At 65.2% G+C, this 13491-nt stretch carries 13 protein-coding genes; 5 read left to right on the top strand and 8 right to left on the bottom strand.

What is annotated here, in order from left to right; translation table 11 throughout:
• Nucleotides 1-8: 8 nt before the first annotated feature.
• From mdh to acnA, 3 genes are all read right to left on the bottom strand, one after another.
• Complete coding sequence (gene mdh / locus GGQ99_RS16980; RefSeq protein WP_108606280.1) at nt 9-977, bottom strand: malate dehydrogenase; 969 nt, start codon at nt 975-977, stop codon at nt 9-11.
• 203 nt (nt 978-1180) lie between these two features.
• Complete coding sequence (locus GGQ99_RS16975; RefSeq protein ID WP_183263431.1) at nt 1181-1441, bottom strand: hypothetical protein; 261 nt, start codon at nt 1439-1441, stop codon at nt 1181-1183.
• A 607-nt stretch (nt 1442-2048) separates the two neighbouring features.
• Entirely contained in the window at nt 2049-4739 is a 2691-nt protein-coding gene (gene acnA / locus GGQ99_RS16970; RefSeq protein WP_183263430.1) for an aconitate hydratase AcnA, read from the bottom strand.
• 284 nt (nt 4740-5023) lie between these two features.
• Here acnA and ccmA point away from each other — a divergent pair, with 284 nt between their 5' ends.
• The 5 genes from ccmA (at nt 5024) to GGQ99_RS16945 (ending at nt 8511) form a co-directional block, all read left to right on the top strand.
• Nucleotides 5024-5635, top strand: coding sequence for a heme ABC exporter ATP-binding protein CcmA (ccmA, locus tag GGQ99_RS16965; protein ID WP_183263429.1), 612 nt, complete (start codon nt 5024-5026; stop codon nt 5633-5635).
• 243 nt (nt 5636-5878) lie between these two features.
• Nucleotides 5879-6544, top strand: coding sequence for a heme exporter protein CcmB (gene ccmB / locus GGQ99_RS16960; protein ID WP_183263428.1), 666 nt, complete (start codon nt 5879-5881; stop codon nt 6542-6544).
• A gap of 126 nt (nt 6545-6670) precedes the next feature.
• Nucleotides 6671-6841, top strand: coding sequence for a heme exporter protein CcmD (gene ccmD / locus GGQ99_RS16955; RefSeq protein WP_108606276.1), 171 nt, complete (start codon nt 6671-6673; stop codon nt 6839-6841).
• Nucleotides 6838-7416 (top strand): DsbE family thiol:disulfide interchange protein, encoded by a 579-nt coding sequence (locus GGQ99_RS16950; protein WP_183263427.1) that lies wholly within the window; start codon nt 6838-6840, stop codon nt 7414-7416. Before ccmD ends, GGQ99_RS16950 begins: the two co-directional genes overlap by 4 nt.
• A 27-nt stretch (nt 7417-7443) precedes the next feature.
• The gene (locus GGQ99_RS16945) at nt 7444-8511 is read left to right on the top strand and encodes a DUF2332 domain-containing protein (protein ID WP_183263426.1); all 1068 of its coding nucleotides are present in this window, start codon (nt 7444-7446) and stop codon (nt 8509-8511) included.
• On the opposite strand, the gene GGQ99_RS16940 is transcribed toward GGQ99_RS16945, so the two are convergent.
• The 5 genes from GGQ99_RS16940 to dapF all read right to left on the bottom strand — a co-directional run bounded on the left by GGQ99_RS16940 (nt 8508) and on the right by dapF (nt 13432).
• Nucleotides 8508-8675, bottom strand: coding sequence for a hypothetical protein (locus tag GGQ99_RS16940; protein WP_183263425.1), 168 nt, complete (start codon nt 8673-8675; stop codon nt 8508-8510). The two genes, GGQ99_RS16945 and GGQ99_RS16940, sit on opposite strands and share 4 nt — an antisense overlap.
• Nucleotides 8676-8839: 164 nt before the next feature.
• Nucleotides 8840-9493, bottom strand: coding sequence for a septation protein A (locus GGQ99_RS16935; RefSeq protein WP_183263424.1), 654 nt, complete (start codon nt 9491-9493; stop codon nt 8840-8842).
• 3 nt (nt 9494-9496) lie between these two features.
• Nucleotides 9497-11251: a signal recognition particle-docking protein FtsY gene (ftsY, locus tag GGQ99_RS16930; protein WP_183263423.1), complete on the bottom strand. Its 1755-nt coding sequence runs from the start codon at nt 11249-11251 to the stop codon at nt 9497-9499.
• 13 nt (nt 11252-11264) lie between these two features.
• Nucleotides 11265-12548 (bottom strand): tRNA (N(6)-L-threonylcarbamoyladenosine(37)-C(2))-methylthiotransferase MtaB, encoded by a 1284-nt coding sequence (gene mtaB / locus GGQ99_RS16925; protein ID WP_183263422.1) that lies wholly within the window; start codon nt 12546-12548, stop codon nt 11265-11267.
• Nucleotides 12548-13432: a diaminopimelate epimerase gene (dapF, locus tag GGQ99_RS16920; protein ID WP_183263421.1), complete on the bottom strand. Its 885-nt coding sequence runs from the start codon at nt 13430-13432 to the stop codon at nt 12548-12550. Before dapF ends, mtaB begins: the two co-directional genes overlap by 1 nt.
• Nucleotides 13433-13491 lie beyond the last annotated feature (59 nt).

Genomic DNA, 13491 nt, shown 5'->3' with positions numbered 1-13491 from the left:
CGTGATCCTTACTTCTTGGCGAGGTTCGGCGCGATCGCGACGCAGGCTTCGCACAGGCCCTTCACCGCCTCGACGGACTTCTCGAACATCTTCTGCTCGGCCTTGTTGAAGTCGAGCTCGATGATGCGCTCGACGCCGCCGGCGCCGATCACCACGGGCACGCCGACATACATGTCCTTGACGCCATACTGGCCCGACAGGTGCGTCGCGCAGGGCAGCACGCGCTTCTTGTCCTTGAGATAGGCTTCGGCCATCTGGATCGCCGAGGAGGCCGGCGCATAGTAGGCCGAGCCGGTCTTGAGCAGGCCGACGATCTCGCCGCCACCCTTGCGGGTACGCTCGACGATGGCGTCGAGCTTGTCCTGGCTGGTCCAGCCCATCTTGATCAGGTCCGGCAGCGGGATGCCGGCAACCGTCGAGTAGCGCACCATCGGCACCATGTCGTCGCCGTGGCCGCCCAGCGTCATGGCCGAGACGTCCTCGACCGAAACCTTGAACTCTTCCGACAGGAAGTAGCGGAAACGCGCCGAGTCGAGCACGCCGGCCATGCCGACGACGTGGCTCTTGGGCAGGCCCGAGAACTTCTGCAGCGCCCACACCATGGCGTCGAGCGGGTTGGTGATGCAGATGACGAAAGCCTTCGGCGCATACTTCTTGATGCCGGCGCCGACCTGTTCCATGACCTTGAGGTTGATGCCCAAAAGGTCGTCGCGGCTCATGCCCGGCTTGCGCGGCACGCCGGCGGTGACGATGCAGACGTCGGCGCCTTCGATGCCGGCATAGTCGTTGACGCCGGTGAAACGCGAGTCAAAGCCGTCGACCGGCGAGGACTGGGCGATGTCGAGGCCCTTGCCCTGCGGGGTGCCCTCGGCAATATCGAACAGGACGACGTCGCCGAGGTCCTTGAGGCCGACCATATGGGCGAGCGTGCCGCCAATCATGCCGGAGCCGATGAGGGCTATCTTGTTGCGTGCCATGAAGGAATTTCCCTTTGCCTTTAACGACGCCGTGGCGGCGGGGTGGAGTAGGTTTGGGCCAGGTGGCCGCGAGAATGCAGCCAGAAATAGCGGCTCGCAATAGCTCCGTGGCCAAAAAAATTCAACCGATTATTTTGACCTCAACTTTTTCAATCGGTTAGAAACAACGGGATTTACGTAAACGTCAAAGTTTTGTGACGACTTTACGAAGAAAAGGTGAAGAGGACGATGCCTCCCATCGAAATCCGCAGGCTCCAGCCCAGCGTCGAGGCGCTGCTCGACAATGTTGCCCTGAGGTCTTCTACGAAGCCCTTCACCCGCTCCGCCTGAAGGCCTGCCTCGCCTCGCAGGGCCACATGCTCTTCGTCGCCCGCGATGATGGCCGGGTTGTGGCGCAGGCAGCCGGCGGTCGCGCATCGTGGCAAGGGCCGGACCCAACTCAGGCTCGGCCGGGGCAATGGCATGGATAACTTCTCCACGCTTCGGCAAATCGTTCTTCTACACCGCTAGCATCGGCCCTCAGCCTCACGGCATGGCAACCGCCGTTACGGTTCAATAGCACCCAAACATATCGATGCAGCCTGTCACCATCTGTCAGCAGCCCGCGTGGATAGCCGCCCCCGTTTCTCCACACCCTCCCAAGCCTCCCGTATCCTCATCCTCGCGATCTTCCACGGGACCCCGGTGCGCACCGGGCAGCGGGGGGAAGCGCCGGTGCCGGGCTGGCAGGAGGTCGGATCTCTTGCTGGGTGATGAGCCCCCAAGTCCGGGCCTTGCGGCGGCTGGCGGTGAAAGCCGAGGCGACTGAGCGGGGCAAGAACACCGGGCGGGGCGCGAACGTCGCGCCACATACTAATTATCGGAAGGCACGGCCTCGCGCCCCGCTTCCCGAACTACCTCCCGGCAACGGGAGCGCTCTTTGACAATGGCCAGGCGCGAAAGCGAGCGTGGCGGTGGATAAGTGTGTCGGCCAGAAGGGGGCAACGTAGAGCGAGACGGTAGCGATCCCAAAACAAAAAACCGCCGGAGCTTGCGCCCCGGCGGTTGTTTCACATGAATCGCCAGTCGAACTTACGCTGCGAGGTCACGCAGGACGTATTGCAGGATGCCGCCGTTTTTGAAGTAGTCGAGTTCGTCGAGCGTATCGATGCGGCACAGGATCGGCACGTCCTTGGTCGAACCGTCGGCGAAGGTGACCTTGGCTGTCATCTTCTGGCGGGGCTTGATCGTCTCCAGGCCCTCGATCGTCACCTGCTCGTCGCCCTTGAGGCCGAGCGTCTTCCAGCTCGTGCCGTCCTCGAAGGTGAACGGGATCACGCCCATGCCGACCAGGTTGGAGCGGTGGATGCGCTCGAACGACTGGGCGATGACCGCGCGCACGCCGAGCAGGTTGGTGCCCTTGGCCGCCCAGTCGCGCGACGAGCCGTTGCCGTATTCGACGCCGGCGAAGATCACCAGCGGCACGCCCTCGGCGCGGTACTGCATCGCCGCATCGTAGATCGGCATCTCTTCCTTCGACGGGTAGTGGAAGGTGTAGCCGCCCTCGCGGCCGTTCTCGCCGAGCATGTGGTTGCGGATGCGGATGTTGGCGAAGGTGCCGCGCATCATCACCTCATGGTTGCCACGACGCGTGCCGTACTGGTTGAAGTCGGCGACGCCGACGCCATTGTCGGTCAGATACTTGCCGGCGGGCGAGGCCGCCTTGATCGAACCGGCCGGCGAGATGTGGTCGGTGGTGATCTTGTCGCCGAACAGGCCGAGCACGCGTGCGCCCTCGATCTTGCCGATCGCACCCGGGCGCGCGCCCATGCCGACGAAGTAGGGCGGGTTCTGCACATAGGTCGACTGGTCGTCCCAGGCATAGGTCTGGCCTTCCGGCGCCTGCACGTTCTGCCAGTTCTCGTCGCCCTTGAAGACGTCGGCATATTTGCGCGCAAACAGCTCGCGGGTGACGTTTTCGGCGATGAACCGGTCGATCTCGACATTGGTCGGCCAGATATCCCTCAGGAACACCGGCTTGCCGTCGCGGTCCTCGCCGAGCGGCTCTGTGGTCAGGTCCTTGGTCACCGAACCGGCAAGCGCATAGGCGACCACCAGCGGCGGCGAGGCCAGGTAGTTGGCCTGCACGTCGGGCGAGACGCGGCCTTCGAAGTTGCGGTTGCCCGAAAGCACCGCCGCACCGATCAGGCCCTTGTCGTTGATGGTCTTGGAGATCGGGGCGGGCAGCGGTCCGGAGTTGCCGATGCAGGTCGTGCAGCCGAAGCCGACGAGGTTGAAGCCGATCTGGTCGAGCTCCTTCTGCAGGCCGGCCTTCTCGAGATATTCGGCCACCACCTGCGAACCCGGCGCCAGCGAGGTCTTGACCCACGGCTTCTGCTTGAGGCCGAGGCGGTTGGCGTTGCGGGCCAGCAGGCCGGCACCGATCAGCACGCTCGGGTTCGAGGTGTTGGTGCACGACGTGATCGCCGCGATCACCACGTCGCCATGGCCGAGGTCGAAGTTTTCGCCCTCGACGGCGTAACGCTTCGACTGGTCGACGGTCTTCTTGTATTCGGCTTCGAGCGCGGTCGCGAAGCCCGCGGCGATGCCTTCGAGCGGGATGCGGCCCTCGGGACGCTTCGGGCCGGCCATCGACGGCACGACGGTTTCGAGGTCGAGCTCGAGCAGGTCGGTGAAGACGGGATCGGCCGACGAGGCGTCGCGCCACATGCCTTGCGCCTTGGAATATTCCTCGACCAGTGCGATGCGGTTTTCGGCGCGGCCCGACATGTTGAGGTAGCGGATGGTCTCGGCATCGACCGGGAAGAAGCCGCAGGTCGCGCCATATTCCGGCGCCATGTTGCCGATGGTGGCACGGTCGGCCAGCGTCATGTTGGACAGGCCCGGGCCGAAGAACTCGACGAACTTGCCGACGACGCCCTTCTTGCGCAGCATCTGGGTGACGGTCAGCACCAGGTCGGTGGCGGTGACGCCCTCCTTCAGCTTGCCGGTCAGGCGGAAGCCGATGACCTCGGGCAATAGCATCGACACCGGCTGGCCGAGCATCGCCGCTTCCGCCTCGATGCCGCCGACGCCCCAGCCCAGCACGCCAAGGCCGTTGACCATGGTGGTGTGCGAATCGGTGCCGACGCAGGTGTCGGGATAAGCGGTGGTTTCGCCGTCCTCGGTGTTGGTCCACACCGTCTGTGCGAGGTATTCGAGGTTGACCTGGTGGCAGATGCCAGTGCCGGGCGGCACGACGCGGAAGTTGCGGAACGCCTGCTGGCCCCACTTCAGGAACTTGTAGCGCTCTTCGTTGCGCTCGTATTCGAGCTCGACGTTGCGGGCGAACGCCAGCGGCGTGCCGAATTCGTCGACGATCACCGAGTGGTCGATGACCAGATCGACCGGCACCAGCGGGTTGATCTTCTGCGGGTCGCCGCCGAGCGAGGCGAGGCCGTCACGCATGGCGGCCAGGTCGACGACGGCGGGGACGCCGGTGAAGTCCTGCATCAGCACACGCGCCGGGCGGTAGGCGATCTCGACACCGGCGGTGCCCTTGTCGGTCAGCCAGCCGGCGACCGCCTGGATCGCCTCCTTGGTGACGGTGCGGCCGTCTTCGTTGCGCAACAGGTTTTCCAGCAGCACCTTCATCGAATAGGGCAGCTGCGAGATGCCGGTCAGGCCGTTCTTCTCAGCCTCGATCAGGCTGTAATAGACATAGTCGGTGCCAGCTGCAGTCAGCGTGCGGCGGCAATTGAAACTGTCGAGTGATTTGGACACGTGCGATCCATCCTTGTCTGTTCAGCCTACACGGGAACGGACTCCGATGGCATGCAATCACGCGCAAAGGTGCGGGTACGGCCATTTCCGCTGTCCGGCCCCAAGCAACCCGAGCCGTTCAAGGCGGCGCGTGCGCTGGTTCGGCGCATATTCGCTTTCCATGCCGACCGCTGGCATGGTCGAACTGGCATATAGAGAATTAATTGGAATAGTTCTAGACGGAGATTCGCCTATTTTGCTGTGACGCAAGGCAGCGGCGACAAGACTTCGGCGATGGGGGACGGATGCGGCTGATCGCCGAAAATCTCAGCGGAGAGCGCGGCGGCGAGGCTGTCTTCACCGGCATCGGCTTTGCGCTCGAGGACGGCCAGAGCCTTGTCGTCACCGGCCCCAACGGCTCGGGCAAGTCGACGCTTTTGCGCGTCATCGCCGGGCTTTTGCCGCATGCATCAGGACGAATCATGGTCGAGGGCGGGGGCGAGGAGTTTTCGACCGTCGCCGCCGCCTGCCACTATCTCGGCCACCAGAACGCGATGAAGGCAGCCCTCACCGTCAACGAGAACCTCGCCTTCTGGCGTGACTTCTCAGGCGACGGAAAGCTCGGCATCGCAGATGCGCTCGAAGAGGTAGGCCTCGGCGGCCTCGGCCACCTGCCCTTCGGCTACCTCTCCACCGGCCAGAAACGCCGCGCCGCCATCGCCAAACTGCTCATCAGCCACCGCCCGGTCTGGCTGCTCGACGAGCCTACATCGGGCCTCGACAAGGCGTCCGATGTGCGCTTCGCGGACTTGATGAAGGCGCATTGCTCCGCCGGCGGCATCATCGTCGCCGCGACACATCTGCCGCTTGGGCTGGTGGGGGTGAAGACCCTGGAGATGGGGCGAGTACATGTTTAGCGCCGTATCCGGCCCGCATCAGCGCCCTACGTTGCCCCCCTCTGTCCTGCCGGACATCTCCCCCACAAGGGGGAAGATTGGCAGCTCGACCCGCTTCGCCCGTCCTGCGGCGCCGGAGATTGGCGCGGGCAGCGATGACGGCGTGATCTCCCCCCTCGTGGGGGAGATGTCCAGCAGGACAGAGGGGGGTGGGAAGAAGCGCCAACTTTTCAATGCCCGCGCGCGAACGAAAAGGCAGCCCTCATGCTAGCCCTCTATCTCCGTGACGTGCGCATGGGCATCCGCGCCGGCGGCGGGGCGCTGACGGGCGTGCTGTTCTTTTTGGCCGTCATCGTCACCATCCCATTCGGCGTCGGCCCCGACCTCAATTTGCTCGCCCGCATCGGCCCGGCGATTCTCTGGATCGGCGCGCTGCTCGCCAGCCTGCTTGGCCTCGACCGCCTGTTCCAGGCCGACCGCGAGGACGGTTCGCTCGACCTCCTGGTGCTGAATTCCGACCGGCACATGCTGGCGTTGACAGTGTTCGTAAAATGCCTGGCGCACTGGACGGCGAGCGTGTTGCCGCTGGTCATCGCCGCCCCGCTGCTCGGGTTGTTGATGAACATGTCGCTGCTAGGTATTGGCGCTGCGGCGCTGACGCTGCTCGTCGGCACCCCGGCCATCGTCTTCATCGGTGCCGCCGGCGCAGCGGTGACAGTCGCCCTGCAGCGTGGCGGACTGCTGATCTCGGTTCTGGTGCTGCCACTGGTCATCCCGGTGCTGATCTTCGGCGTCACCGCGAGCTACGGTGCGGTCAACGATCCAGACCCGTTCACCCCACCCTTCATGATCTTGTGCGCGCTGAGCATGTTCCTGGCCGTGATCGGGCCGCTGGCGGCGGCGGTCGCCCTGCGCTCGGGCACCGACTGATCACGATCGCTTCAAGACACACGGTGCGGCGCGGCGTCCGATTGCGCGGCGGCACACCCGCGGCTAAGTGAAGGACATGGCCGGAAACAGCGACATGATCGATTTTTGCCAGCGCACGGGTGCCCGATGAGCGCGCACGCCCTCTATGTCGCCGCAGCCTACGGCGTCTCGGCGCTGGCGATCGCCGGGCTGATCATCTGGATCCTCGCCGACCAGCGCGCCCGCAAGCGCGAAATGGCCGAACTCGAGGCAGCCGGCCATCGCCGCCGCTCCGACCGCAGTGGAACCGCGTCATGACCATCGAAACCGAAAAGCCGGCACGCCCGCGCAAGCTGTTCGTGCTGCTGCCGTTGCTGGTGTTTCTTGCACTGGCAGCGGTTTTCCTGATGCAGCTTTTGTCCGGCCGCGATCTGTCGGTCGTGCCCTCGGCGCTGATCGGCCAGGCCGCGCCCAAGACCGTATTGCCGCCGCTCGAAGGGATTTCGCTTCCCGGTCTCAACTCGGCTGAATTCATCGGCAAGGTGACGCTGGTCAATGTCTGGGCATCGTGGTGCGGGCCGTGCCGTGACGAGCACCCGGTGATCGTCAGCCTGTCCAAGGACGAGCGCCTGACCATCGTGGGGCTGAACTACAAGGACAAGGCGGAAAACGCGCGCCGGTTCCTCGGCGATCTTGGCAATCCCTACGACGCGGTTGGCGTCGACCCTAACGGCCGCGCGGCGATCGACTGGGGCGTCTACGGGATTCCGGAGACCTTCCTCGTCGGCAAGGATGGCAAGATCGCGTTCAAGCATGTCGGCCCGATGTCGCCTGAGACGGTAGCAACCACACTGATGCCCGAGATCGAAAAGGCTGCCGCCGCTTCCCAATAAGCAGCTGTGCGGGTTAGGGTCTCCGCCATGTACGATGGCGACCCTTCCTCTCGAATCCGCGCCCATTTCCACAATCAGGCCGATGCCTGCGACCAACTCGGCTCGCCTTTCACCGCACGGCTGTGCCGGGCGCTGGCTTCGGTGCTCGACGGCCGAACGGCGGTCGGGCGAAAGCTACTGGGCTGGCCCGGCGATGCGCGCGCCGACGCGCTGGCGCTGAGACTATGCGGCGGACTGCATGCGCTGGTGCTGTCCGATACCGACGCGGGACTGGCAAAAATCTATCCGCCCGAGACAGCCGACGACCAGGCTATCGCATCGGCTGTTCCCGACGCGCTGATACGCAACGAAGCTCACCTACTGGCCATGCTCGAAAGCGCGCCGCAAACCAACGAGATCGCCCGCTCCGCCATGCTGCTGCCGGGGTTTTTGGCCATATCAAGGGACAGCGGCCTGCCATTAGAGCTGGCCGAGATCGGCGCCAGCGCCGGGCTGAACCTCTTGTTCGACAGTTTCGGCTATCGCTACGGGGAAAATGGCTGGGGCAGCACGGTATCGCCCGTCCAGCTCGCGCCCGACATCAGGGGCCAGGCACCGCCGCTGTCGGGCTACCTGCAGGTCGCCGCACGGGCAGGCTGCGATATCGCGCCGATCCGGATCTCCGACCAGGCGCAAAGGCTGAGATTGCGTTCTTATGTCTGGGCCGACCAGGCGCTTCGGCTCGAGCGGCTCGACGCCGCGATCGGCCTCGCCGAGCAGGCACTGCCAATGCTGGTCAGGCAAGGTGCCGAGGAATTCGTGGAAGACTGCCTTGCCGGACGAAAGCCGGATGCAGCCTTCGTGCTGTTCCACTCGATCATGTGGCAGTACATGCCGGAGACGACGCGGGCGGAAATCTTGCAGCTGCTTCAGGTGGCAGGCGCGGCAGCGACAAGGCAGTCGCCGCTCTACTGGCTCAGGATGGAGCCGCTTGTGGCGGGCGACCCGTTTGCAACGCTCAGCCTGACATCATGGCCGGGCGGGAGCACCAGGGCGCTCGCCCGCTGCGACTATCACGGCCGCTGGATCGAATGGCTGGGGCAAGCCGAAGCTTAGCCGTAGACCTGCTTGAAGGCCTGGTACAGCATTTCGCTGCGGTCGGCGCGCATGTCGGCCAGGTCGCGGCCGGAGAAGCCGTCGATTTCGGCGACGAGGCGCTTGTACTGCTTGCGCTTGGAGGCGCTTTCACGGGCACGGCTCAGAAGGCTGTCGAAAAACATGGTGCGTTCCTTTCATCATGCCGCTGGTGGCGGCGCGATTTGACCTCCCTGATCAATCCGACGATGACATAGGAACTGCCGCGCCGCAAAATAAGATGCTGCAATGCAGCAATGCGCGACGCGCATGGCGACCCGACGATGCGTCAGAGTTGGTGTGGTTCGGCCTACTTGCCGGCGTGCTCTTCCAGCGAATGGCGCATGATCAGCGGCATCTGGCTGAAGGTGAACAGAAGCGTGATCGGCATGATGCCCCACACCTTGAAGGCCACCCAGGTGTCGGTCGAGAACGAGCGCCAGACCACTTCGTTGACCACGGCCAAAAACAGGAAGAACAGCCCCCAGCGAAAAGTCAGCTTGCGCCAGCCTTCGGCGTCGAGCCGGAAAGCGGAGGCAAAGACGTAGCCGAGCAGCGACTTTCCGAACATCAGGCCGCCAAGCAGGATCGCCCCGAACAGCGTATTGACGATGGTCGGCTTCATCTTGATGAAGACGTCGTCCTGCAGATAGAGCGTCAGCGCCCCGAAGACGAAGACGACGACGCCCGACACCAGCGGCATGATTGGCAGCGAACGGGTCAGAAGCCACGATGCGATCAGCGCCACCGCCGTGGCCGCCATGAACAGGCCTGTGGCGATGAAGATCGGTCCGCCGAGCTCGGCCAGCGTCGGAAACTGCGACGCCAGCCATTCGCCGCGCGCATTGGCGAAGAAGAACACGACCAGCGGCCCAAGTTCCAGCACCAGCTTGAGCAGCGGGCTGACCTCTTCCTTCTTGGTCGTCGGATCCGAAGGGTCGCGTTCGAGGATCGGTGCGTTCATGGGTCAGGCGACTCCTGCGATCGCCTTGGCGAAATCGCTTGCCGAAAAGGGTTCGAGATCGTCGACCTGTTCGCCGACACCGATGAAATAGACCGGCAGCTTATGTTTGGCGGCGATTGCGACCAAAATACCGCCGCGCGCCGTGCCGTCGAGCTTTGTCATCACCAGGCCATTCACACCTGCGATATTGCGGAATATCTCAACCTGGTTGAGTGCGTTCTGGCCGGTGGTGGCGTCGACCGTCTGCAGCACCGTGTGCGGCGCTTCGGGATCGAGCTTGCCGAGCACGCGCACGATCTTTTCCAGCTCGGCCATCAGCTCGGCCTTGTTCTGCAGGCGTCCGGCGGTGTCGATGATCAGCACGTCCGAGCCGGCTTCCTTGGCCTTCTCGAAAGCGTCATATGCGAGGCCGGCAGCATCGGCGCCCAGCTTGCTGGCGATGACCGGCGACTTGGTCCGCTCGCCCCAGATCTTCAGCTGCTCGATGGCTGCGGCGCGGAAGGTGTCGCCGGCGGCGAGCATGACCGACAGGCCGCCCTCTGTGAGCTTGGCCGCGAGCTTGCCGATGGTCGTGGTCTTGCCGGTGCCGTTGACGCCGACGACAAGAATGACATGCGGCTTGTGCGACAGGTCGAGCTCGAGCGGCAGCGCCACCGGCTTCAGCACCTTTTCGACCTCGACCGCCATGATCGAGCGGACCTCATGGTCGGAGACGTCCTTGCCGTAGCGGCTGGCGGCCAGCGCATCGGTGACGCGCAGCGCGGTTTCGACGCCGAGGTCGGCACGGATCAGCACGTCCTCGAGGTCCTGCAGCGTGTCTTCGTCGAGCTTTCGCTTGGTGAAGATGCCGGCGATGTTGCCCGACAGCTCCTTCGACGAGCGCGACAGGCCCTGGCGCAGGCGCTGGAACCAGCTTTGCCGCGGCGCTGGCGCGGCAGCTTCGACGATTTCAGCCTTCTGCTCGACCTTCTTCTGGACCGTGACCTTGCCGGCCGCGGGTTTCTGGGCAACAGGCGATGGCTGGGCGTCCTCTCCCCCCTCGGGGGGGAGATGGTCCGAAGGACCAGAGGGGGTTGTCTCGGCAGTGCTCGGCGCCTGCGTAGCTTCGAATTGTGTCGCGTCCGACGATTCGGCGACCCCTCCCGGCCGCTGCGCGGCCACCCTCCCCTCGAGGGGGAGGGGAATCGCAGGCGCAGGCTCGGCTTCGGCGGCCACTTCGGGCTGCGGCGCAACCTCATCGCGAACAGGCACTTCGAGCGGCGGTTCGGCTGGCACAGGCGCGGGCTGGACAGGGACTTCCTCGGGCAGCTCGGGCGTGGACGGCTCCGCCGGCGGCAGCGGAACTTCTGCCGGCGCAGGCGCGGGTTCGACCGGGCTCGGCGCAGGCGCAGGCTGCTCGGCGGGCTTTTCCGGCTCGACAACAGGAACTTCCGGCGCGGGTTCGGGCTTGGGCTCCTCCTCGGGGGCAGGCTGCGGCGCGGGCTCGACCGGTACAGGCTGCTCGGCAGGCTTCGGTTCGGGCACAACTGGCGGCGCCGACGGCCTTTCAGGAGCAGGTTCCGGCTTCGGCTCCTCGACCGGGACTGCCGGCGTCTCCACTGCAACGGGCGTTTCCAGAGCGACCGGAGTCTCTTCCGTCGGCTTCAGCGCCTCCAGCGCGTCGAAATTCAGCGGCGGCAGGACCTCGTCCTCGGCCGGCTGCTCGACGGCTTCCTTCTTGCCGAAGGAAAAGACTTTCTTGATGAACCCGAATGCCATGCGGTTGCTTTCGTCAGGCCGCACGTGCGGCGGCCGGTGCCGCTGTCAGCCGCTCGCCGTCATGCCCGGCGATGTCGACCTCGACGATTTCGCCCGGTTCTCCGCGATCGAGCGCGACGAGCGTGAAACCTTCAGTCCTGCCGAGGCCTTCGCGCTCGACCAGCACCTGTTGGCGCGTGCCCGCGAGGCTTGCGAGATGGCTCTGGTAGGCCCCCTCGCCGGCGGCGCGCAGGCGCGCGGCACGCTGCTTGACGATCTCGCGTCTGACCTGCGGCATGCGCGCGGCGGGCGTGCCTTCGCGCGGGCTGAACGGAAAGACGTGGAGATGGGTCAGCCCGCACTCCTCGACGATACGGATCGAGTTCTCGAACATCTCGTCGGTCTCGGTCGGGAAGCCGGCAATGATGTCGGCACCGAAGACGATGTCGGGGCGCAGCTTGCGCACATCAGCGCAGAACTGGATCGACTGGTCGCGCAGGTGGCGGCGCTTCATGCGCTTCAGGATCATGTCGTCGCCGGACTGCAGCGACAAATGCAGATGCGGCATCAGACGCTTCTCGGTGGCGACCGCCTCGAGCAGGTCGTCGTCGGCCTCGATCGAATCGATGGAGGACAGGCGCAGGCGACGCACATCCGGTACCTGGCGCAGGATGGTCTTGACCAGCTTGCCGAGGCGCGGCGCGCCCGGCAGGTCGGCGCCGTAGCTCGTCATGTCGACGCCCGACAGCACCACCTCGGCATAGCCGTTGCCGGCGAGACGCTTGATCTGCTCGACCACAGCCCCCATCGGTACCGAACGCGAATTGCCGCGGCCGTAGGGGATGATGCAGAAGGTGCAGCGATGGTCGCAGCCGTTCTGCACCTGCACGAACGCACGCGCCCTGCCCTCGATGGCGTCGACCATGTGACCGGCGGTCTCGCGCACGGAAAAGATGTCGTTGACCCGGGCCTTCTCGAAATCGTTGACGCCGAAATCGGGCAGCGCGCGGTAATTATGCGCCTTGAGCTTTTCTTCGTTGCCGAGCACGAGGTCGACCTCGGTCATGTCGGCAAAGGCGGCCGGATCGGTCTGCGCCGCGCAGCCGGTGACGATGATGCGCGCGTCGGGGTTCTCGCGCCGCGCCTTGCGGATCGACTGCTTGGCCTGGCGCACGGCTTCGCTGGTGACCGCGCAGGTGTTGAAGATGACGGCGCCGCCCTTGAGCTCGTCGAGCCCGGCGGCCTTGGCCTCGCGCTTCATCACCTCGGATTCGTAGGTGTTGAGGCGGCAGCCGAAGGTGACGACATCCACCGCCATCAGGCGACGTCCTGCCGGTCGCGGCTCCAGCCGCCGGTGGCCGGATCGAAGCTGCCGGAGAATTCCCACTCGGCCGGACCGGTCATCACCACGTGGTCGTCGTCGCGCCAGTCGATCTGGAGAGTGCCGCCGCTCGGCACGGTGACCGTGACGGTGCGGCCGGTGCGGCCGGTGCGTGCGGCGGAGACGGCAGCGGCACAAGTTGCCGAGCCGCAGGCCAACGTCAAGCCGGCGCCGCGCTCCCAGGTGCGCAGGTTCAGCGTTTCGCGCGACGTCACCTGCGCGATCGAGATGTTGGCGCGCTCGGGGAAGATCGGATGGTTTTCCAGCAGCGGGCCGAAACGGTCGAGGTCATAGGACCAAACGTCGTTGTCGACCCAGAAGATGGCGTGCGGATTGCCCATAGAGGCGACCGACGGCGAGTGCAGCACCGGCGCGTCGATCGGGCCGATCTGAAGCTCGATGGCGCGGGTGTCGCGGAACTCTTCCGCCAGCGGAATGTCCTGCCAGCCGAAGCGCGGGGCGCCCATGTCGACGGAGATGGAGCCGTCCGCGTGCTCTTCGGCATTAAGGATGCCGGCGACGGTCTCGAAGGTGAAGACCTTCTGCCCGGTTTCGGCGGCCAGCGCCTGGACGACGCAGCGCGTGCCGTTGCCGCAGGCCTGGGCATGGCTGCCGTCGGCGTTGATGATCTCGATATAGTTGACGGTGCCCGGCGTGCGCGGGTCGTGGATCGCCATGATCTGGTCGAACTTCGTCGCCGGATCGGCGGCGAGCGCAATCGCCGCGGCAGGCGCAACGCGGTCCGTGCGACCGCGCATGTCGGCGACGATGATCTCGTTGCCGAGCCCGTTCATCTTGGCGAATGGGGCCTCACTGGCCATGGCGGACATTTCTCGTGGCTGTTCGGCGCCTATATGGCGGAAACATCGTCGAATTACCA

The organism is Aminobacter niigataensis, from assembly GCF_014200015.1.
GTDB lineage: Bacteria > Pseudomonadota > Alphaproteobacteria > Rhizobiales > Rhizobiaceae > Aminobacter > Aminobacter niigataensis.
This window is presented reverse-complemented; position numbering and strand designations above follow the sequence as displayed.